At 59.6% G+C, this 19,620-nt stretch carries 22 protein-coding genes; 13 read left to right on the top strand and 9 right to left on the bottom strand.

What is annotated here, in order from left to right; all coding sequences use genetic code 11:
* Positions 1-541 precede the first annotated feature (541 nt).
* A complete protein-coding gene (rhtA, locus tag CKW19_RS24910; protein WP_095060692.1) occupies positions 542-1,429 on the top strand; it encodes a threonine/homoserine exporter RhtA in 888 nt (295 codons plus the stop codon).
* A gap of 165 nt (positions 1,430-1,594) precedes the next feature.
* Positions 1,595-1,876: a hypothetical protein gene (locus CKW19_RS24915; protein WP_095060694.1), complete on the top strand. Its 282-nt coding sequence runs from the start codon at positions 1,595-1,597 to the stop codon at positions 1,874-1,876.
* A gap of 13 nt (positions 1,877-1,889) precedes the next feature.
* On the opposite strand, the gene CKW19_RS24920 is transcribed toward CKW19_RS24915, so the two are convergent.
* Positions 1,890-2,450, bottom strand: coding sequence for a TetR/AcrR family transcriptional regulator (locus CKW19_RS24920; RefSeq protein ID WP_095060696.1), 561 nt, complete (start codon positions 2,448-2,450; stop codon positions 1,890-1,892).
* Between the two features lie 91 nt (positions 2,451-2,541).
* On the opposite strand from CKW19_RS24920, the gene CKW19_RS24925 reads away from it, so the two are divergent.
* Both CKW19_RS24925 and CKW19_RS24930 read left to right on the top strand, forming a co-directional pair.
* On the top strand, positions 2,542-3,270 hold the full coding sequence (locus CKW19_RS24925) for an SDR family oxidoreductase (protein ID WP_095060698.1): 729 nt from the start codon (positions 2,542-2,544) through the stop codon (positions 3,268-3,270).
* 37 nt (positions 3,271-3,307) lie between these two features.
* Positions 3,308-3,898 carry a 2-hydroxychromene-2-carboxylate isomerase gene (locus CKW19_RS24930; protein WP_095060700.1) on the top strand — a complete coding sequence of 197 codons (591 nt, stop codon included), beginning with the start codon at positions 3,308-3,310 and terminating at the stop codon, positions 3,896-3,898.
* A 79-nt stretch (positions 3,899-3,977) separates the two neighbouring features.
* Here the strand turns inward: CKW19_RS24930 and CKW19_RS24935 are convergent, their stop codons facing one another.
* The 4 genes from CKW19_RS24935 to CKW19_RS24950 form a co-directional block, all read right to left on the bottom strand.
* Positions 3,978-5,786 carry an aminopeptidase P family protein gene (locus CKW19_RS24935; protein ID WP_095060702.1) on the bottom strand — a complete coding sequence of 603 codons (1,809 nt, stop codon included), beginning with the start codon at positions 5,784-5,786 and terminating at the stop codon, positions 3,978-3,980.
* 64 nt (positions 5,787-5,850) lie between these two features.
* Positions 5,851-7,008, bottom strand: a complete 1,158-nt coding sequence (locus CKW19_RS24940) for an aminotransferase class V-fold PLP-dependent enzyme (protein WP_095060704.1) — start codon at positions 7,006-7,008, stop codon at positions 5,851-5,853.
* Between the two features lie 206 nt (positions 7,009-7,214).
* Positions 7,215-7,829, bottom strand: a complete 615-nt coding sequence (locus tag CKW19_RS24945; protein ID WP_095060706.1) for a LysE family translocator — start codon at positions 7,827-7,829, stop codon at positions 7,215-7,217.
* Between the two features lie 100 nt (positions 7,830-7,929).
* Positions 7,930-8,199, bottom strand: coding sequence for a hypothetical protein (locus CKW19_RS24950; RefSeq protein WP_095060708.1), 270 nt, complete (start codon positions 8,197-8,199; stop codon positions 7,930-7,932).
* A gap of 242 nt (positions 8,200-8,441) precedes the next feature.
* Between CKW19_RS24950 and CKW19_RS24955 the strand changes: the two genes are divergently transcribed.
* The 9 genes from CKW19_RS24955 (at position 8,442) to CKW19_RS24995 (ending at position 15,403) form a co-directional block, all read left to right on the top strand.
* Entirely contained in the window at positions 8,442-8,900 is a 459-nt protein-coding gene (locus tag CKW19_RS24955; RefSeq protein WP_095060710.1) for a VOC family protein, read from the top strand.
* 260 nt (positions 8,901-9,160) lie between these two features.
* Positions 9,161-10,363, top strand: a complete 1,203-nt coding sequence (locus CKW19_RS24960) for a PepSY domain-containing protein (RefSeq protein WP_095060712.1) — start codon at positions 9,161-9,163, stop codon at positions 10,361-10,363.
* Between the two features lie 38 nt (positions 10,364-10,401).
* A complete protein-coding gene (locus tag CKW19_RS24965; RefSeq protein WP_095060781.1) occupies positions 10,402-10,899 on the top strand; it encodes a thiamine pyrophosphate-binding protein in 498 nt (165 codons plus the stop codon).
* Positions 10,896-11,225, top strand: coding sequence for a hypothetical protein (locus CKW19_RS24970; RefSeq protein WP_095060714.1), 330 nt, complete (start codon positions 10,896-10,898; stop codon positions 11,223-11,225). Before CKW19_RS24965 ends, CKW19_RS24970 begins: the two co-directional genes overlap by 4 nt.
* Positions 11,222-11,794, top strand: a complete 573-nt coding sequence (locus CKW19_RS24975) for a DUF6162 family protein (RefSeq protein WP_095060716.1) — start codon at positions 11,222-11,224, stop codon at positions 11,792-11,794. Before CKW19_RS24970 ends, CKW19_RS24975 begins: the two co-directional genes overlap by 4 nt.
* Before the next feature lie 35 nt (positions 11,795-11,829).
* The gene (locus CKW19_RS24980) at positions 11,830-12,756 is read left to right on the top strand and encodes a metal ABC transporter substrate-binding protein (protein ID WP_095060718.1); all 927 of its coding nucleotides are present in this window, start codon (positions 11,830-11,832) and stop codon (positions 12,754-12,756) included.
* A complete protein-coding gene (locus CKW19_RS24985) occupies positions 12,753-13,601 on the top strand; it encodes a metal ABC transporter ATP-binding protein (RefSeq protein ID WP_095060720.1) in 849 nt (282 codons plus the stop codon). Before CKW19_RS24980 ends, CKW19_RS24985 begins: the two co-directional genes overlap by 4 nt.
* Positions 13,601-14,500, top strand: coding sequence for a metal ABC transporter permease (locus CKW19_RS24990; protein WP_034155185.1), 900 nt, complete (start codon positions 13,601-13,603; stop codon positions 14,498-14,500). Before CKW19_RS24985 ends, CKW19_RS24990 begins: the two co-directional genes overlap by 1 nt.
* A complete protein-coding gene (locus CKW19_RS24995; protein ID WP_095060723.1) occupies positions 14,501-15,403 on the top strand; it encodes a metal ABC transporter solute-binding protein, Zn/Mn family in 903 nt (300 codons plus the stop codon).
* A 148-nt stretch (positions 15,404-15,551) separates the two neighbouring features.
* Here the strand turns inward: CKW19_RS24995 and CKW19_RS25000 are convergent, their stop codons facing one another.
* From CKW19_RS25000 to CKW19_RS25015, 4 genes are all read right to left on the bottom strand, one after another.
* Positions 15,552-15,779: an MbtH family protein gene (locus tag CKW19_RS25000; protein ID WP_095060725.1), complete on the bottom strand. Its 228-nt coding sequence runs from the start codon at positions 15,777-15,779 to the stop codon at positions 15,552-15,554.
* 81 nt (positions 15,780-15,860) lie between these two features.
* Entirely contained in the window at positions 15,861-17,267 is a 1,407-nt protein-coding gene (locus CKW19_RS25005; protein WP_095060727.1) for an aspartate aminotransferase family protein, read from the bottom strand.
* 270 nt (positions 17,268-17,537) lie between these two features.
* On the bottom strand, positions 17,538-18,863 hold the full coding sequence (locus CKW19_RS25010) for an ATP-binding protein (RefSeq protein WP_095060729.1): 1,326 nt from the start codon (positions 18,861-18,863) through the stop codon (positions 17,538-17,540).
* Entirely contained in the window at positions 18,860-19,540 is a 681-nt protein-coding gene (locus CKW19_RS25015) for a response regulator (protein WP_095060731.1), read from the bottom strand. Before CKW19_RS25015 ends, CKW19_RS25010 begins: the two co-directional genes overlap by 4 nt.
* Positions 19,541-19,620 lie beyond the last annotated feature (80 nt).

The following is a 19,620-nucleotide window of genomic DNA, read 5'->3' on the forward strand; positions in this document are numbered from 1 at the left end:
GGAGTAACTTGTGATGCTGATAATCTGTTGACTAGCAGTCTGACTCCACAAGCACCCACACGAATTGCTTGATTCAGTTGTTAAAGAGCGGTTGGTTAAGATCTTTCGTCTCAACCGAGGCGCGCATTCTACAGCAGCCTCATTTGCTGTCAAGTGGTTATTTTCAGAAGCTTTCAAGGATTTCCTTAACAACTTCAACCACTTGCGCTTCAGATCTCTCATCAGCGGGAGGCGAATTCTACAGCGTTACCCGCTGTTGTCAACACCTCTTTTTCAACTTCCTTTTGGCTTCGATGAACTGAAGCAACCTGCTGCCGAAAACTTCGTAACTCATTGTTTACCAAGGAGTTTTCCGTTTCGACTGCGCCGGAAGTGGGGCGAATTATAGACACCTGAGATCTGCCGTCAAGCACTGATTTTGCCTTTCTAGCATGACACTCAAAATCACTGCTTATATATAGACGCGCCGATGACTAATGCGCAACATATTGCCCAAGTACGTAGAAACGCCCTGATTTCCTACCTTGGACGGTGTCACGCAATGAACGACCAGCAACGCAGCCTAGCCTCCACCCTATTCTCGGTTGGGCTGTTACTTATAGCCATGGCCTCGATCCAGACCGGAGCGTCCCTGGCCAAAAGCATGTTCCCGGTCATTGGCCCTCAAGGGACCACCACACTGCGCCTGATTTTCGCCAGCGTGATCATGATGCTGATACTGCGCCCATGGCGCGCGAAACTCACCGCAAAATCCCTGCGTACCGTCGTCGTCTACGGGATGGCACTGGGCGGCATGAACTTCCTCTTCTATATGTCCTTGCAAACCGTTCCCCTGGGTATCGCGGTAGCGCTGGAGTTCACTGGCCCACTGGCGGTTGCGATCTATGCCTCACGCCGTGCAATCGACTTTTTGTGGATCGCGCTGGCAGCGGCAGGATTACTGCTATTAATACCGTCAGGCGAAGCGGCAGCGGGGATGGATCTGACAGGCGTCGGTTATGCTTTGGGCGCCGGGGTATGTTGGGCGCTATACATTCTGTTCGGCCAGAAGGCCGGCGCCGACAACGGAGTTCAGACTGCCGCGCTGGGAGTAATGATTGCCGCGTTGTTTGTAGCACCGATCGGAATCGTCCATGCGGGTTCTGCTCTGTTGACGCCTGCCTTGATCCCGATAGCTCTCGGCGTCGCCATCTTGTCCACCGCCCTGCCCTACACCCTGGAGATGGTCGCATTGACTCGCATGCCGGCCAGAACTTTCGGCACACTGATGAGCATTGAACCTGCCGTCGGAGCGCTTTCGGGGCTACTGTTCCTTCACGAGTTCCTTTCACTGTCACAATGGATGGCCATCATGTGCATCATTTTGGCGTCGGTAGGTGCGACGTTGACCATGGGCAATGCTGCCAAACCTGCGATAGCGGCAGATTGAAGCAGAAATAACGAAGCTCTGGCATTTACCGCTTAATTAGGCCATGTTTAGGCCCGCAACCCAGAGTCAGGCAGGGCGATTTCAGACAGGGATATCAGGACGCTTCAAGTAAAAGCGATTAGAGCCAGACCCGGGCACAAGACCCGGGGCGCTATAAGGATAGTAATGAAACGAATTTTGATACTGATCGCCGCTCTTGCAATTGCAGGCTGCGCAGCGACATCAGAAACCAAGATCAAACACGGCAAGAAAGGGCTGCACATCAACTGTTCAGGACTGTCGTCGTCTTGGGACAAATGCTACGCCACCGCTAGCAACTTGTGCGCTCCCAAGGGTTACAAGGTCATCGCCAAGTCGGGGGATACCGTGGAAGAACCTGGCGACTATCCGTTTGGCCTCAATCCCGCGGGCTATACCAGCCGAAGCATGATTGTCATCTGCAAATAGACAGGTCGCCGCGTCAGGTTCTCGGACTTGCGATTTGGCGACCGATTTCATCGTAACTGGACTTCAGCACCTCGCGCTGAACATCCGGAGTTGCGAGCATCCGGGCGACGACCAGTGCACCAATGCATTGCGACAGAATCGCCCAGGCCAAGCTTTCACTGTGCAAAATCTCCGCCCAGCTTTCCTGGAGCCGACAGATCCAGTGTTCCGCCTGTTGGCGAACGCTCACGTCTGACCGGGCGATCTCGGCCCCCAAGGCTGGCAGCGCACAACCGGTTTCCGGATGCTCGACATGGGACATGCTCAGATAAAGTTTGAGACAGCGTTCAAGTTTGTCTCGGTCCTGATCCGCTCCCAATCGTGCCAGGCTTTGGCGTAGCTCACGCTCGACAATGGTTGCGAACAGCTCATCCTTTGACGAGAAGTGGCTATAGAACGCGCCGCCACTCAAGCCGATCGCTTTCATCAAGCCATCGACGCCTACCGTTGAGAAACCCGACTTCTTGGCCGAAACCGCGCTGCTTTCCAGCAGCTTCTCCTTGGTTTCCAATTTGTGGCTGGTCGAATAACGCATAGCCTTCTTCCCGATTTGAATACCTTGACGATTATCGAATCGTAGCATAACGTCCGTTTAGTTAACGATCGTTTACCAAAGGGATCTACCCATGAATAACAAGAAGGTCGTACTGGTTGTCGGCGCTGGTGATGCCACAGGTGGCGCAATTGCCAAACGCTTTGCTCGGGAAGGTTTTGTCGCCTGTGTCACTCGCCGCAGCGCGGACAAGCTTCAACCGTTGGTGGATGCCATCAAGGCCGACGGCGGTGAAGCACACGGGTTCGCTTGCGATGCGCGAAAAGAAGAAGACGTGATCGCGCTGGTCGAACAGATTGAAAACCAGATCGGCCCCATTGAAGCGTTCGTGTTCAATATCGGCGCCAACGTGCCGTGCAGCATTCTCGAAGAAACGGCCCGCAAGTATTTCAAGATTTGGGAGATGGCCTGCTTCTCGGGTTTTCTCAACGCCCGGGAAGTGGCCAAACGCATGGCCAAGCGTCAACGAGGCACGATTCTGTTCACGGGTGCCACGGCGGGTATGCGTGGCGCCGCCGGATTCGCCGCGTTTGCCGGCGCCAAGCATGGGATCCGGGCACTGGCCCAAAGCATGGCCCGTGAGTTGGGACCGATGAACATTCACGTTGCCCATGTGGTCGTCGATGGCGCCATCGATACCGATTTCATCCGCGAGAGCTTCCCCGAGAAGTATGCGACCAAGGATCAGGACGGCATTCTCAACCCCGAGCACATCGCCGAGAACTACTGGTATCTGCACGCCCAGCCCCGCGACGCCTGGACTTTCGAGCTCGATCTGCGTCCCTGGAGCGAACGCTGGTAAGCCCTTCCCCACAACAATAAAACGAGCACCTTCGACCATGAGCAAAACCGTGGAGTTCTACTTCGACCTCGGCAGCCCCGCCACTTATCTGGCCTACACCCAGCTACCGAAGATCTGCGCGCAGACTGACGCGCAGTTGATCTACATTCCAATTCTGCTGGGCGGAGTATTCAAAGCCACCGGCAACGCCTCGCCAGCGACCGTTCCGGCCAAGGGTCGTTACATTTTCCAGGACCTGGATCGCTACGCGAAACGCTACGGTGTGCCGCTGAAGTTCAATCCACACTTTCCGATCAACACGCTGATGTTGATGCGTGCGGTGACCGGCATCCAGATGCGTGATCCTGAACGTTTTTGCGCATTCATCGAATGCCTGTTCAAGGCGCTGTGGGTCGACGGCCGCAGCCTGAATGAGCCTGCCACCGTTGCGGCGGTGTTGATCGAAAACGGTTTTGATCCTCAAGCGATACTGGCTCTGACCGCCGATGAAGAAGTCAAAGCCACACTCAAGGACAACACCGAGAAAGCGGTACAACGGGGAGTGTTTGGTGCACCGAGCATGTTTGTCGGCAATCAGCTGTACTTCGGTCAGGACCGCTTGGAATTCGTCCTTGAAGCCCTGAGCTGATTTCTCGGTAACCCGCCACTCCAGGGTTCAGGGTGGCGGGCAATGCCCTTGATCAACCGAATCGCATTACAACAACCTGCTAAACCGCCGCCGTACGAGCATTCAACCACGCAAGGGCTGCCCCCTCGACCAACGGACTCAAGCGCTCGCGCACTTCGGCGTGATAGGCGTTGAACCATTGCTTCTCGTCTTCAGTCAGCAAAGACGTTTCCAGGCAACGCGTGTCGATCGGGCACAGGGTCAGGGTTTCGAACTTGAGGAACTCGCCGAATTCGCTTTTGCCCGCCTCACGGTTCATCGCCAGGTTTTCGATCCGCACGCCCCAGCGGCCCGGACGGTAGGTGCCAGGCTCGATGGACGTGATCATCCCCGGCAGCATCGCTGTCTGTGGTGCAGGTGCAGCCTGATAGGCAATCACTTGCGGACCTTCGTGCACATTAAGGAAATAGCCCACACCATGACCGGTGCCGTGACCGTAATCGACGCTTTCCGCCCAGATCGGTGCACGAGCGATGGCATCGAGCAACGGCGACAGGATGCCTTTCGGGAACTGTGCACGGGACAAGGCAATCACGCCTTTGAGCACACGAGTGCAATCGCGCTTCTGTTCCGCGGTCGGTGTGCCGACCGGCACCATCCGCGTGATGTCGGTAGTACCGCCCAAGTATTGACCGCCGGAGTCGATCAACAACAGACCGTCACCTTCAATCACCGCGTGCTCTTCCTCGGTGGCGTGGTAATGCGGCATCGCACCGTTGGCGTTGAACGCAGCAATGGTGTTGAAGCTCAACGACACGTAATCGGGACGGCGCTCACGAGCAGCGGTCAGGTGTTCGTCGATGGTCAGTTCGGTGATGCGTTCGCGACCCAATGCCGAGTCCAGCCAGGCGAAGAACTCGCACAGCGCCGCGCCGTCCTGTTCCATGGCCTGACGGATATGCTCGGCATCCGCCAGGCTTTTCTGCGATTTGGCCAGTGTGGTCGGATTCAAGCCTTCGATCAGCTTGACGTCGCTGCCCAGGTTTTCCAGCAGACCGGCCGTGACCCGTGCCGGGTCGACTTGCAGGCTTGCTCCTTCTGGAACAGCCTTCAGCCCCGCAGCCACTTCGCTGTAATCGCGCAGGGTCACGCCATCCTGTTCAAGGATTGCGCGCAACTCGGCGCTCACTTTACTCAGCGCCACGAACAGCGTGGCCTGCTGCTGGCTGATCAAGGCGAAGGAAACGAACACCGGGTTAAACGACACATCGCCGCCACGCAGATTGAACAGCCAGGCGATGTCATCGAGGGTGGCGATAAAATGCCAGTCGGCGCCACGGGACTTCAGGGTTTCACGCAGCTTGGCGAGCTTTTCGCCACGGCTGACGGTCGCTTGCGGCGGCAAGTGTTGATAGATCGGTTCATTGGGCAGCTGCGGACGGTCGCTCCAGACATCGCTCAACAGGTCGATGTCCGTGCGCAATCGGGCGCCGCGCTCTTCAAGCTTGCTTCCCAATGTCCGCGCCGAAGCCACGGCCATCACCGCGCCATCGACCGCGACAACGCCACCCTCAGGAGTTTGTTCGGCCAACCATTCCAATGGGCCGGGTTGACCCGGTTGCAGCTTGACCAGTTCGATACCGCTGCCATTGAGCTCTTTGGTCGCCTGCTCCCAGTAACGGCTATCGGCCCAGACGCCGGCAAAGTCCGGAGTCACGATCAAAGTGCCGACAGAACCATGGAAACCCGACAACCATTGGCGTCCTTGCCAGTAACCCGGCAGGTATTCCGACAGGTGCGGGTCGGCCGACGGCACCAGCAAGGCATGAATGCCCTCCCGGCTCATCAGTTCGCGGGTTTGTGCCAGGCGCTGGGGCACCGATCCATTGATCGAAGACTGCATATTCATCATGACTCCTGCTAACCACTCATCATTATTGTTGCGCGCCGATCAGCGTCGGCACTTTATCGCCCTATTGCCAGAATGCCGGAGCACTGGCGCAGGCTGTTCTGATCAGTTCTACCGCTTGGTCGATATCCTGTTCGGTCGTGAAACGCCCCAGGCTCAAGCGAATCGTGCGACCGGCCGCGTGGGCATCAAGCCCCAAGGCCAGCAGCACGTGGGATGGGGTATTGCTCGCGGAATTGCAGGCCGAGGTCGCGGAAAACGCGATCGAATGGCTCAACGCCGCCGAGTTGAACTCGCCTTCGCCGAAAGTCAGGCTCAGGGTATGGGGAATGCGCCGGGACGGACTGCCATTGAGGTGCACGCCGGGCAGGCTCAGCAACTGGTTGAGCAGACGCTCACGCAAGCGCACGATCTGGGCTTTTTCTGTTTCGAACAGCTTCGCCGCCAATGTGAAAGCTTCACCCATGGCAACGATCTGATGGGTCGCCAAGGTACCGGAACGCAAACCGCCTTCGTGGCCGCCGCCGTGGATCTGCGCCTGCAATTTTTGCTGCGCGCGCGGGCCGACGTACAACGCGCCGATACCTTTGGGACCGTAGAGTTTGTGAGCGGAGAACGACATCAGGTCCACCGGCCACTGCGCCAGGTCGATCGCCACTTTACCCGTGCCCTGTGCGGCGTCGACATGGAACAACGCAGCGCGCCCGCGCACCACTTCTCCGATCGCCGGGATGTCATTGAGCGTGCCCAGTTCATTGTTGACCAGCATCAGCGACACCAGGAACGTGTCCTCGCGCATGGCTTCGCTGACGGCTTGCGGAGTAATCAGACCTTCGGCGTCCGGCACCAGATAGGTCACCGCAACGCCGGCATCCTGCAATTGCCGGGCAGTGTCGAGAATCGCCTTGTGTTCGATCTGACTGGTAATGATGTGGCCGCCGGAAATCCCGCGAGCCTGGGCCACACCCTTGAGCGCCAGATTGTTGGATTCGGTGGCGCCGGATGTCCAGACGATCTGTTCAGGTGTCGCGCCGACCAGCTCGGCGACCTGACATCGCGCCTGTTCGACCGATTGCCGGGCCTGCTGGCCGAACGCGTGGGAGCTTGAAGCCGGGTTGCCGAAATTGCCGGTAAAGCCCAGGCACTCGACCATGACCTTGATGACCCGCTCGTCCACCGGCGTGGTGGCGGCGTAATCGAAATACAACGGACGTTTATTCATAAAAGACTCGCAGAGCGTGTTCCGGGATCAGGAAGCTCGTGGCTGGAAACGGCAAGGCGCAGCCTCGTGAGCTGCGCGCAGTTTTCAGAACGTTACCAATACCTGATCGGATGCCGTTAAAGAAGTACAACTTCATTTAAAAGTGCGTAGGAACGCTCCTGAAAAGCCAGCTTAACAGGCATCGGGCGACCGGTCGAAGCAGCGCGTCAGCTGAAGCTTTCGAGCAACAACGGATATAGCGAAACCACCAGCAACGCGGCCATCCCCCAATTGAACAGACGCAACCAGCGGCGGTCTTTCAAAACATTGCGCAACAACGTGCCGCACGCGGCCCAGACACCGACACTCGGCAGGTTGATGATCGCGAACACGGCCGCAATCACGATCACATTGGTGAAATAACCCTGCATCGGCGTGTAGGTGCTGATGGCACCGATGGCCATGATCCAGGCCTTGGGATTGACCCACTGGAACGCGGCGGCGCCCAGATAGCTGATCGGTTTCGCTTCGCCCTGCTGACTGTCGGACACCGGCCCGGAATGAGCGATTTTCCACGCCAGGTACAACAGGTACGCCGCACCGACGTAACGCAGAACGGTGTAAAGCAAAGGATAAGTCTGGAATACCGCTCCCAATCCGAAACCCACCGCGACGACGAGCACAAAGAAGCCGCAGGTGATACCCAGCATGTGCGGAATGGTGCGGTTGAAGCCGAAGTTCACGCCGGATGCCAGCAACATGGTGTTGTTCGGGCCGGGAGTGATTGAGGTGACAAGGGCAAACAGGGCGAAGCCCAGCAGCAGATCAAGTGAGAGCGTCATGAGTGGCAGTCCATCTGGGTCAGTCAGGTGTTGACCCTATCGCACACCTTGGGTGAAACCCACGGACAGTTGCGTGAACTTCAAGCAGTACAGTTCTGACTCAGCTTGAGCGACCGTGAAGCTGTACAGATCGCTCGGCGTTCATTTCGCCCTGGCTGTCGAAGCGGAACGACTTCTGCGGTTCACCGAGCAATTCGGCTTTTTTCGCGTGGTACTCGTCAAAGGACAAACCGCGACGATTCAACGCCTCCAGCGCCAGTTCCTTGCTTTCCTCTGCGGTGTAGGGCCGCAGTTCAGGAGAAACATGACTGGCACACCCGGCGAGTACGCAAAGGGCAAACAGCAGGAAAGTGGCGATTAGAGGTTTCATTTCTGGCGTCCGGCATCTGGGTTCGGGGCAATGAACACAGGCTACCCGTGCCGTCGAACGGGCAGAAATCAACACGCTCGATAGTGGCTATCAGGTTTACAGCATCCGCTGGAACGTTCGTTACACCACGGACCACTGCTGCTCGTCGGGCGTTCAGTAGCGCAAAAGCAGCTGGCCTATATTTATCCAGCTGGGTAACGGCATAGAACCTCTTTCTCACAACAAAAACAGGGAGATTCATCATGAGCGTCAAACCGATTCCAGAGGGTTATCACAGCATCACCCCCTATCTGGGCATTCAAAAAGCCGCTCAGGCTATCGACTTCTACAAGAAAGCCTTTGGTGCCATCGAAGTGATGCGGCTGGCCATGCCTGATGGCGGCATCGGTCATGCCGAGCTACGCATCGGCGATTGTCCGATCATGTTGGGCACACCGTGCGATCAAGGGCCGTTGAGCAATCCGGACAACTCGCCGTCCGTGGGCCTCCATCTGTATGTGACGGATGTCGATAAATCCTACAAACAGGCCATAGAGGCCGGTGCAACCGTCGTATCCGAGGTCAAGGATCAGTTTTACGGCGACCGTTCCGGGACGTTGAGGGACCCCTATGGGCATCTGTGGTTCCTGGCCACGCGTAAGGAAGACCTGACCCAGGAACAGATTGAGCAACGGGCCAAAGAGATGTTCAGTCAGGGTTGAAGCACGAAAAGGTCGCAGCCTGTGACAGCAGCGATGACCTGCGGCAGCAATCGCAGGCTGCAACCCTTTGCGTCAATTGATCATTGTGGCAATAATAAGAAACATTTACTTTTGCATTGCCGTTCGGGTTTTTCGGTCATCATTCGTCTTATCTAGATGCAGTCGGTCGCGTAGGCAAAAGCCACGACCGAACTTTCCAGGGACATCGTCGCTGTGAAACCCGCAGCAGAGCCCCTCTCATCCAGGCAAGACCTCACATCATGTCAAAGAAGTCCCGTTCAAAAATCTGGTTTCTGGTCCATAGCTGGCTGGCGTTGCCGATCTGGTTTTTCGTACTCATCGTTTGTGTAACCGGCACTCTGGCCGTCGTCAGCCAGGAAATCGTCTGGCTGGCCAACCCGTCGATGCGCGCCAGCCAGCCTTCCGATGATGCACCGCTGCTCAGCTATCAACAGGTCCTCGACGCTATCCACAAGGCTGAACCGCAGACCGTGGTGGAAAGCATCAGCCGACCCGACGAGTCGCATTTTGCCCTCGACGTACAAGTCAGCTACCCCGACGGACGCTCCGTGGTGGTGTACGTCAACCCGTACAGCGGCGTCATTCAGGGGGTAGCGCCGGAATTCAATTTCCAGGCATTCACCCGTGCGTTGCATGGCTGGTGGCTGGTGCCGTTTACCAACGGCTTTAGCTGGGGCTGGTATCTGGTGTCGTTTCTCGGTTTGCCACTCTTGGCTTCGCTGGTGACCGGGCTGGTGGTCTACAAACGCTTCTGGAAAGGCTTTTTCAGTCCGACTCTGCGCATCCGCCATGGCGCACGGATTTTCTGGGGCGACTTCCACCGCTTGAGCGGCATCTGGTCGATCTGGTTCATTGCGGTCATTTCCATCACCGGCACCTGGTTCCTGATCCAGGCATTTCTATTCGATAACCAGGTGTCGATTTCCACCGAGAAAATCATCCCGTCGATGTCCCGTGAAGCCGTACCGATGTCGGCCAACGGTACTCCGCCACCGCGCATCGATCTCGATCGCGCGATTGAAATCGCCTCGCAACAGATTTCCGGGCTTGAGGCCAGCTTTGTCAGCCTGCCGGGCAATGCCTATAGCCATATGGATATCGGTGGACGCGGTTGGTATCCGCTGATGTTCCAGACGGCCACCCTCAACCCGTACAGCGGCGAAATTGCGGCCACGCGACTGATCTCGGACCGCTCGGCGCTGGAGTTCGTCACCGAGTCGATGCGTCCGTTGCACACCGGGGATTTCGGAGGGCTGTGGATCAAGTTGATCTGGGCCTTCTTCGGCCTGTTGTTGAGCATGATGGTCCTGAGCGGCTTGTTGATCTGGACCAAACGCACCGCACTGGCCACTGCCAATGCCTTGAAGCGCAGCAACAAGAAGCAACACGCCACGAAAACCCAAACAGCCCTGAGCAACGAACCGTCGGAGGCTAACCTGTGAGCAACGTCACTGCTGCCCCTCAAGCCTCCCGTTTGCGCATGTTCTGGCACAAATGGCGCTTCCACCTGAACATCCTGTTGCTCCTGATTCCGTTGGGTTTCATGCCCAAGTACTTCGCCGACGAGGCATTGCAGCGTGGTGACGACGGTCTGGGCGAGCGGGAGGTTGGCGAAGTGCAAGTCGGCCCCTGGAGCCTGCGTTTGGCGGAACTGCGCAATGAAGCTCCGCTCAACAGCCCGGCCGGCCACATGAAAAACTTCAATGCAGCGCTCTGCGACGCCTGTATCGACCAGGTCAAGGCTACTTACCTGCGCATCGGCAAGCCCCGCAGCCTGCGCGCCGCCGGGGTGATTTTCTTCGGCACGCCATACCGCATGAGCGCCCAGTTGCCGGTGCCGGACAAGACCAAGCCCGACGCTCAACTGTGGATCACCATGGAAGGCTGGGACGGCAGCATGCATCAGGCATCCATTCCTTTGAACCAGGCATCCCCCGCCACCGTCGCCTGGCTGAGCAAACAAGGAGGCAAACCATGACCCGTATTTCCCGCCCTCTCCACGCGGTTTTGCTGCTGCTGTGTGCTGGCTTCAGTGCCAGCGCCCTGGCCCACAACCCGATGTGCGAATGCAAAGCCATCGACGCCGAGCAGATCAAATGCACCGGCGGTTTTTCCGATGGCAGCGGTGCTCCGGGTGTCACCCTTGATGTGGTCGGTTACGACGAAACCATTCTGGTGCCAGGCAAGCTCGGCGCCGACTCGACCCTGACCTTCAAGAAACCCGGCGCGGAATTCTACGTGCTGTTCGACGCGGGCCCCGGCCACGTCGTCGAAATCGACCAAGCGGACATCGAGGCACCATGAGTACGCCAACCACCCAGGTCGTCCGCCCGGCTGGGGCCGGTCACGAAACCCTCTACGTCCTGCTGCTGTGCCTGATGATTCTGGCCGTTGCCGGCTCGGTGGTGCTCTGGCGCGGCGAGTCCCATGAGGTGAGCAGCATCAGCAGCCATCAACTGGACGCCCGCCGCGACCTCAGTGCTTCCGAGCAAGGCATCTATGCCGACCTGCGTGTGACGCTGGACGAAATTCACCTGCTGCGTCAGGAACAACAAGCGCTGCCGACGCCCGAAACCCTCGCCGATGAGGGTTTTGCGCCGTTCGCTCAGGACGCCAGTTCCGTCAGTCGCGGCGGACATGCCTGGCAGTTGCTCGATAGCAAAGCCTACTTCGGTCAGAGCCAGGCGAAGGGTGTCGCCGGTTCCTTTCTGATGCGCTTGACCGCTGCGGATGACGCGCCAGACATCTGGCTCAACCGCGCGACCGACCTCAAGGCCCCTGCCGACCTCAGCGACGCCGCGCTTGAAAGTGCCGGCTGGCAGCAGATCGTCGCGCAATTCGATGCCGGCGTGACCCGCCAGCATAAGCATTGAACCCTCGCCTTCACCCGAGAGAAGACCGCTTTCCCATGCCCATTTCATCTCAACGTTCGTTCTTGCGCCTGCTGCTGGTCGGCCTGCTTGCCTGCCTGCTGCCCACCCTGGCCAGTGCCGACGAGGCCAAGCGCCTGCGCATCGGCATCACCCTGCACCCTTATTACAGCTACGTGGCCAATATCGTCGGCGACAAGGCCGAGGTCGTGCCGCTGATCCCTGCCGGCTTCAACCCCCACGCCTACGAGCCCCGCGCCGAAGACATCAAGCGCATCAGCGGGCTGGACGTGATCGTGCTCAACGGCGTCGGTCATGACGACTTCGCCGACCGCATGATCGCCGCCAGCGAAACCCCGAACGTCAAAGTCATCGAAGCCAACGAAAACGTACCGCTGCTGGCCGCCACGGGTGTTGCCGCACGCGGCGCGGGCAAGGTGGTGAACCCACACACGTTCCTGTCGATCAGCGCTTCCATTGCCCAGGTCAACAACATCGCCCGGGAACTGGGCAAGATCGACCCGGCCAATGCCAAGACCTACACCGAAAACGCCCGAGCCTACGGCAAGCGCCTGCGCAAAATGCGCGCCGATGCCCTGGCCAAACTGACCCAGGCACCGAACGCCGAACTGCGCGTGGCCACGGTGCACGCTGCCTACGATTACCTGTTGCGCGAGTTTGGTCTGGAAGTCACCGCCGTGGTCGAACCGGCCCACGGTATCGAACCGAGCCCGAGCCAGCTGAAAAAGACCATCGACCAATTGCGTGAACTGGATGTGAAAGTGATCTTCTCGGAGATGGATTTCCCGTCCTCTTACGTCGACACCATCCAGCGCGAATCCGGGGTGAAGCTGTATCCGCTGTCGCACATTTCCTACGGCGAATACACCGCCGACAAGTACGAAAAGGAAATGACCGGCAACCTCGACACCGTGGTGCGGGCGATCCAGGAGTCGGGCGCATGACTTCGAAAGAAACGATCATCGCCCAAGACGCCGAGAATCCTGTGGGAGCCAGCCTGCTGGCGAAGGGGTCCGGTCAGTCAGCATCTTCCTTGAATGATGCAGCGCAATCGCGAGCAAGCTCGCTCCTACAGGGGGCGGGCCCGACGCTGGATTTCGCCGGGGTCAGCCTGACGCTGGGGCGCACGACAATTCTCGACAACGTGACCTTCAAGGTGCAGCCCGGCAGCGTCCATGCGCTGGTCGGCCCCAATGGTGGCGGCAAGAGTTCGCTGATCAAGACTTTGCTCGGGCAGATGCCGCATCAGGGCCGTTTGAGCCTGCAATGGCCCGCTGAACCACGCACCATCGGCTACGTGCCGCAAGCGCTGGAGTTCGACCGCGGCCTGCCGATGACCGTCGACGATTTCATGGCCGCCATGTGCCAGCGGCGCCCGGCGTTCCTCGGCTTGAGCAAGCACTACGCGGCGGCGATTGGCGAGGCGCTGGAGCGCGTCGGCATGCAGGACAAACGCAAGCGACGCATGGGCGCGTTGTCCGGCGGCGAACGTCAGCGGGTTTTACTGGCTCAAGGGTTGATCCCTTCGCCGCAATTGCTAGTACTCGATGAACCGATGTCTGCGCTCGATGAGGCTGGCATTCAGGTGTTTGAACGCTTGCTCGGCGACTGGCGTTCAGCCGGAATTACCGTGCTGTGGATCGAGCACGATCTGGAAGCCGTCGGGCGTCTGGCCGATCACGTTACAGGGCTCAATCGTCGGGTGCTGTTCGACGCCACGCCGAAACAGGCACTGACCCCGGAGCGTCTGCTGACGCTGTTTTCGACCCATCCCCGGAGCGTTGCCTGATGAGTTACGAAGCTTTCCGTTTGATGGTCCAGGGTTGGGCTTCGTCCGGGTATCTGCCCGAAGCCCTCGCCTACGGATTCGTAGTCAACGCGTTGCTCGCCGGTCTGCTGATCGGTCCGGTGCTCGGCGGCCTGGGCACATTGGTCGTGGTCAAGCGCTTCGCGTTTTTTTCCGAGGCTGTGGGGCACGCGGCATTGACCGGCGTGGCCATCGGCATTCTGCTCGGCGAACCCTACACCGGTCCTTATGGCAGCCTGTTCGGCTACTGCCTGTTGTTCGGCATCCTGCTCAACTACCTGCGCAACCGCACGGGCCTGGCGCCGGATACGCTGATCGGCGTGTTCCTCTCGGTCTCTTTGGCGTTGGGAGCCAGCCTGCTGCTGATTCTGGCGGGCAAGATCAATGTGCACATTCTGGAGAACGTGCTGTTCGGCTCGGTACTGACGGTCAATGGCAATGACCTCGCCGTACTGGCGATTGTCGGCTCGCTGGTGATGGCGCTGGCGTTGCCGCTGTATAACCGCATCATGCTCGCCAGTTTCAACCCGCAACTGGCGGCGGTACGCGGTGTGGCGGTGAAGACCCTGGATTACCTGTTCGTGATTCTGGTGACGCTGATCACCGTCGCCGCAGTGAAAGTCATTGGCGCCATTCTCGTAGGCGCACTGTTGGTCATTCCAGCCGCAGCGGCACGCTTGCTCAGCCAATCGTTGAAAGGTTTCTTCTGGTGTTCGGTGCTGATCGCCACGGTCAGCACCCTGTGCGGCATTCTCGCGCCGATTGTCTTCGACCTGCCGATCCCGTCCGGCGCTGCGATCATTCTGGTGTCCGGCATTGCCTTCGCCCTCGCCGCCATCGCACGCGGCGTCGTCCCCAGCCTGAAAGGGAACCTTGGATAAATGTCATTCTCTCTGCGTCAACTGACCCTGGCCGTCGCGCTGTGCGGGGTGGCCACCGCAACCTTCGCCGCCGACAACGGCAAACCGCTGCGCGTATTGGCCTCGCTGCCAATCACCTACGGACTGGGCGAAGTGCTGCTCAAGGGCACCGATGTCAGCCTCGAACGCGCGGCGCCGGCCAATCTGCCCGGCAGCCGCCAGACCGCCTACTTCACTGGCCGTGGTGCTCCGGCGCTGGCCAAACTGGCGACGGATGCCGATGCGGTAATTGGCCTGCGCTCGCTGTGGCCGGACGATCCGCTGTATCCGATTTCCCGTCGCAGCAATATTCGTATCGTTGAAGTCGATGCTGCCCGCCCGGTCGACGGCGCCCTGCCCGGCATTGCCGTGCAGCCAGGCATCAAGGTCGATGGTCTGAACAGCCAGCCGTGGTTTTCCAGCAACAACATGGGACGCATGGCAGATGTGATCGCGGCGGACCTAGTGCGTCTGGCGCCCGAGTCCAAGCCGAAGATCGAGGCGAACCTGGCGGCACTCAAGCAGCGTTTGCTCAAACTCAGCGCCACCAGCGAAGCGCAGTTGGCCAGCGCGGACAACCTCAGTGTGATGAGTTTGAGCGATCACTTTGGCTACCTGATTGGCGGACTGAACCTGGAACTGGTCGGGCTCGATGCACGACCGGATGCCGAGTGGACACCTGAGGCGCTCAAGGAATTGGGCGTACAGCTCAAAGACAACGATGTGGCGGTGGTGCTGCATCACCGGCAGCCGTCGGAGGCCCTGAAAACGGTGATTACCGAAGCGGGTAGCCGGTTGGTGGTGTTGAGTACCGATGCCGAGGATCCGGTGACTGAGCTTGAGGGGAATGTGGATTTGCTGATCAAGGGTTTGAGCGGCGTTTAAGGTCAGGACCGCGTTATCGTTCATCGCGAGCAAGCTCGCTCCTACAGGGAGCGAGCCTGCTCACGAAGGCAATCCAAATACAGACTCCAGACCTGAAAAAGCCCGCTGACTGTCACCAGTCCAGCGGGCTTCTTTTTGCCGCGACGACTCAGTGCGCCACAGACGCCTGCTCTTCCATTTTCTGACGCAGGCTCAACGGACGCATGTCGGTCCAGGTCTCTTCGATGTAGGCCAGGCATTCCTTTTTCAACCCGCTTTTACCCACGGTGCGCCAGCCTTGTGGCACGGCTTTGTAGTCGGGCCAGATCGAGTATTGCTCTTCGTGGTTGACCACGACCTGAAAGAGGATGTCCTCGCGGTCGAATACTGACGTCATGCTATGTCTCCATCGTTGTAGGGCGGGCTGCGCTGTGTGCGCAGCCGGTATGTAGAAGGAACGATGTACGCGCCGGAAAATTTAGAGCGTGGTGGTGGCAGCGGCCAAAGCCCGACCGAAAATCTCGGCAACCCGATCTATTTCCGCAGAGGTGATCACCAGTGGCGGCAGGAAACGCACCACCGCGCCATGCCGACCGCCGAGTTCCAGGATCAAGCCCCGTTTGAGGCATTCACGCTGAACCAGCGGCGCCAGGCGCGCGAAAGCCGGTGGATGGCCCAGAGCGTCACGCGCACCGGCCGGATCGACCAGTTCCACTCCCAGCATCAAGCCGCGACCGCGAATGTCGCCCATTTGCGGGAAGTCGCGCTGCAGGATGCGCAAGTGCTCGGTCAGACGCTCGCCCATCGCAGCGGCGTGTTCGCACACCCTGTGCTCAACCAGATAGCGCATGACGGCGGAACCGGCGGCCATCGCCATCTGGTTGCCGCGAAAAGTCCCGGCGTGGGCACCCGGCAGCCAGGTGTCGAGCCAGTCGCGGTAGATCACCACCGCCAGCGGCAGGCTGCCGCCGATGGCTTTGGACATCACCACCACATCGGGGGTGATCCCGGCGTGTTCGAAGGCAAACATCTTGCCGGTGCGGGCGAATCCGCTCTGGATCTCGTCGACGATCAACGCCACCCCTGCCTTTTCGGTGATCCGGCGCAAACCGCGTAACCAGTCCAGATCGGCCGGAATGACCCCGCCCTCGCCCTGCACCACTTCCACGATCACGGCCGCGGGTAATTGAACGCCAGCCTCGGGATCGTTGAGCAGGTTTTCCAGGTAGTTCAGGTTGGCCTTGATGCCCTGCGTACCGCCCAATCCGAACGGGCAACGGTAATCGTAGGGGTATGGCATGAACTGCACGCCGCTGCTGAGCAACGCGCCCAGTGGCTTTTTCGGACCCAGGCTGCCCATCAGGCTCAACGCGCCCTGGCTCATGCCGTGATAACCGCCCTGAAACGACAGCACGGTGCTACGACCCGTGGCGGTGCGCACCAGTTTCAGTGCGGCTTCCACGGCATCGGTGCCGGTCGGGCCACAGAACTGGATCTTCGCTTCGGCGGCCAATGCCGGTGGCAGCAGGCCGAACAAATCCTGAACAAACTGATCTTTCACCGGTGTCGTCAGGTCGAGCGTGTGCAGCGGTAGTTCATCGCTCAGCACTTGCTGGATGGCTTCGATCACGACCGGGTGGTTGTGTCCAAGGGCCAGTGTTCCGGCGCCGGCCAGGCAGTCGATAAAAGTGCGGCCTTCGACATCCTCGACATACAGGCCCCTGGCACGCTTGAGCGCCAGGGGTATGCGTCGCGGGTAGCTGCGGGCGTTGGATTCCTGCCGGCTCTGGCGGGCCAGCAAGGGCGTTTCTTCGAATTGATAAAGCGTTTCGGTCGGGGCGACCCGGGCCGGCTGATCTTCGATAAGGCTGGTAGCGACTGACATCTCTCGACCCCTCAATACGCTGTGATAGTGACCAAAACTGCACACCAGGCAGGTGCGCATTCCGCTCACGGGGCGCACTTGTCAGGTTTTCCTGTTCTGGAAACGCATCAGCGTCGAGAGGATTTAGACTTTTGAGCGGCTTTCTCGGAGGCACCCCAAGCCCTTGTAGGAGCGAGCCTGCTCGCGATAGCGGTGTATCAGGCAACATTGATGTCGACTGACACGACGTCATCGCGAGCAGGCTCGCTCCTACAAGGGGTTGGGTATTTATCAGGCTGGTTGTAGCGGCATGGTCAGCTCAACGCGCAAGCCGTCCGGGCGGCTGTCGAAATGCAACGTGCAGCCGCAACGCTGGACGATGGCCTGGACAATCGCCAGCCCCAGACCGCAGCCGGTGCTCTGGCCGTTGCGCCAGAAGCGTTGGGTCAGGTTCTGCAAATCTTCTTCGGCAATGCCCGGCCCGTGATCGCGAACCACAAACTGCACGCGATCACCGGTTGTTTCCAGGCTCAACTCCACTGCCTTGTCACCCGGCGTATGGCGCAGGGCGTTATCGAGCAAGTTGCGCAGCGCCGCAATCGACAGCACGGCGGGCATTTGCACCGGTGCATTGGAAGCCTTGGTCGGCGGTTGGAAGCGGATACGCTGGCGATCACCACTGGCCGCGTCCTGAATCGCCAGTTTCGCGACTTGTTCAGCGCTGCATTGCACACCGTCGTCGAACGACAGACTGCCTTCGACCCGCGCCAGCAACAGCAATTGTTCGAGGGTCCGGTGCAAGCGGTCGGCACCCTCCTCGGCGCGGGCCAGGGACTGATCCCGGGCAGTGCCTTCGGTCATGCGCGCCACTTGCAGGTGGGTCTTGATCGCGGTCAACGGGCTGCGCAGCTCGTGGGCGGCATCACCGGTCAGGCGGCGCTCGCGTTCGATGGTCTTGCCGATGCGCAGCAGCAACTGATTCTGGGTTTCCAGCAAGGGTTGCAGCTCACTGGGCAATGGGTGGACATGCAAGGGTTCCAGGGAGTCGGGGCTGCGGCGCATCAAGGCATCGCGCATGCGGTTGAGCGGCGCGAGCCCCTGGCCGATACCCAGCCAGAGCAGGCACAGGCAACCGAGCAACGCCACGCCCACCGGCACCGAAGCGGCCAGCAGGATCGACATGTTCAACGCTTCGCGCTCGATTTGGCGGTCGGCCGTGGTGATGCGCAAATCGCCCCGGGCCAGGGTGAAACTGCGCCACGGTGCGCCGTCGATCATCTGATCGTGGAAGCCCATTTTCTCGGCTTCCAGGGTTTGCTGCGGATCGGTGTGGCTGCGGGCCAGGATTTCACCGCGCAACGAGCTGACCTGACAGGCCATGCCACCGGGAATGTTCAACTGCTCGGCGCTGAAATGGGTGCCCTCGCCCTTGCTCGACACGGGCGGCAGTTGCTCCATCAGGCCGGCGACCATGCGTGCCGATGCCACCAGCCGCTGGTCGAGGGAAAACATCATCTGATTGCGCAGGTCGCTGAGCATCCAGGCCGCAGCCAGTGCCCAGATCAACGCAAAAGCGGCGCCGAGCGTCAGGCTCAAGCGCAAACGCAGGCTCATCACTTCGACTCTTCTCCCCCATCAGCCGGCCCCAGGCGATAACCCAAGCCGCGCACGGTCTCGACAATCCCGTTGCCGAGTTTGCGCCGCAGGTGATGGATGTGGACGTTGAGGGCGTTGCTTTCCAGTTCGTCGTTGAAACCGTAGACACTGTCCTTGAGCTGCTCGGTCGACAGCACGCGGCCACGGTTGTGCAACAAGGCTTGCAGCAGCGACTGTTCGCGGCGCGAAAGGTCTACGGGCTGACCGGCGAGCAGGGTTTCGCGGCTGCTGGGGTCGTACGTCAACGCGCCATGTTCGATCAGGTTGACGCTGCGCCCCGCCACCCGGCGCAACAGGGTATGCAACCGTGCAGCGAGTTCGCGCAAGTCGAAAGGTTTGAGCAGGTAGTCGTCGGCGCCGGCCTGCAAGCCATCAACACGATCGGTGACCGAGTCCCGCGCCGTGAGAATCAGCACCGGCAATTCCAGACCGTTGTGGCGCAACTGCTGCAACAATTTCAGGCCATCTTCATCGGGCAATCCGAGGTCGAGCACCATCACGTCGAATTCGGCCACCTTGAGCATGGCCCGGGCCGCCGACGCCGTGGCGACGTGTTCCACCGTCAGGCCCTGGGCGGTCAGGCCGGCAACGATGCCGCTGGCGATCAGCTCATCGTCTTCGCAAACCAGTACGTGCATGGGGAGCCTCTTGTAAATAAAGCAGATTAAGCCTTTGACCGATTAAGCGGACATTATGCCGCAAGCGCCACCGCCACAAG

The sequence above is a fragment of the Pseudomonas sp. Irchel s3f7 genome (genome assembly GCF_900187615.1).
Classification (GTDB): Bacteria; Pseudomonadota; Gammaproteobacteria; order Pseudomonadales; family Pseudomonadaceae; genus Aquipseudomonas.

What these genes read in the sequence shown, in the direction of transcription:
- CKW19_RS25015 (WP_095060731.1), bottom strand. Translation starts at nt 19,540, where the DNA reads ATGCACGTACTGGTTTGCGAAGACGATGAGCTGATCGCCAGCGGCATC.
- CKW19_RS24920 (WP_095060696.1), bottom strand. Translation starts at nt 2,450, where the DNA reads ATGCGTTATTCGACCAGCCACAAATTGGAAACCAAGGAGAAGCTGCTG.
- CKW19_RS24950 (WP_095060708.1), bottom strand. Translation starts at nt 8,199, where the DNA reads ATGAAACCTCTAATCGCCACTTTCCTGCTGTTTGCCCTTTGCGTACTC.
- CKW19_RS24915 (WP_095060694.1), top strand. Translation starts at nt 1,595, where the DNA reads ATGAAACGAATTTTGATACTGATCGCCGCTCTTGCAATTGCAGGCTGC.
- CKW19_RS25005 (WP_095060727.1), bottom strand. Translation starts at nt 17,267, where the DNA reads ATGTCAGTCGCTACCAGCCTTATCGAAGATCAGCCGGCCCGGGTCGCC.
- CKW19_RS24935 (WP_095060702.1), bottom strand. Translation starts at nt 5,786, where the DNA reads ATGAATATGCAGTCTTCGATCAATGGATCGGTGCCCCAGCGCCTGGCA.
- rhtA (WP_095060692.1), top strand. Translation starts at nt 542, where the DNA reads ATGAACGACCAGCAACGCAGCCTAGCCTCCACCCTATTCTCGGTTGGG.
- CKW19_RS24990 (WP_034155185.1), top strand. Translation starts at nt 13,601, where the DNA reads ATGAGTTACGAAGCTTTCCGTTTGATGGTCCAGGGTTGGGCTTCGTCC.
- CKW19_RS24985 (WP_095060720.1), top strand. Translation starts at nt 12,753, where the DNA reads ATGACTTCGAAAGAAACGATCATCGCCCAAGACGCCGAGAATCCTGTG.
- CKW19_RS24995 (WP_095060723.1), top strand. Translation starts at nt 14,501, where the DNA reads ATGTCATTCTCTCTGCGTCAACTGACCCTGGCCGTCGCGCTGTGCGGG.
- CKW19_RS25000 (WP_095060725.1), bottom strand. Translation starts at nt 15,779, where the DNA reads ATGACGTCAGTATTCGACCGCGAGGACATCCTCTTTCAGGTCGTGGTC.
- CKW19_RS24925 (WP_095060698.1), top strand. Translation starts at nt 2,542, where the DNA reads ATGAATAACAAGAAGGTCGTACTGGTTGTCGGCGCTGGTGATGCCACA.
- CKW19_RS24980 (WP_095060718.1), top strand. Translation starts at nt 11,830, where the DNA reads ATGCCCATTTCATCTCAACGTTCGTTCTTGCGCCTGCTGCTGGTCGGC.
- CKW19_RS24940 (WP_095060704.1), bottom strand. Translation starts at nt 7,008, where the DNA reads ATGAATAAACGTCCGTTGTATTTCGATTACGCCGCCACCACGCCGGTG.
- CKW19_RS24965 (WP_095060781.1), top strand. Translation starts at nt 10,402, where the DNA reads ATGTTCTGGCACAAATGGCGCTTCCACCTGAACATCCTGTTGCTCCTG.
- CKW19_RS24955 (WP_095060710.1), top strand. Translation starts at nt 8,442, where the DNA reads ATGAGCGTCAAACCGATTCCAGAGGGTTATCACAGCATCACCCCCTAT.
- CKW19_RS24975 (WP_095060716.1), top strand. Translation starts at nt 11,222, where the DNA reads ATGAGTACGCCAACCACCCAGGTCGTCCGCCCGGCTGGGGCCGGTCAC.
- CKW19_RS24930 (WP_095060700.1), top strand. Translation starts at nt 3,308, where the DNA reads ATGAGCAAAACCGTGGAGTTCTACTTCGACCTCGGCAGCCCCGCCACT.
- CKW19_RS24970 (WP_095060714.1), top strand. Translation starts at nt 10,896, where the DNA reads ATGACCCGTATTTCCCGCCCTCTCCACGCGGTTTTGCTGCTGCTGTGT.
- CKW19_RS24945 (WP_095060706.1), bottom strand. Translation starts at nt 7,829, where the DNA reads ATGACGCTCTCACTTGATCTGCTGCTGGGCTTCGCCCTGTTTGCCCTT.
- CKW19_RS24960 (WP_095060712.1), top strand. Translation starts at nt 9,161, where the DNA reads ATGTCAAAGAAGTCCCGTTCAAAAATCTGGTTTCTGGTCCATAGCTGG.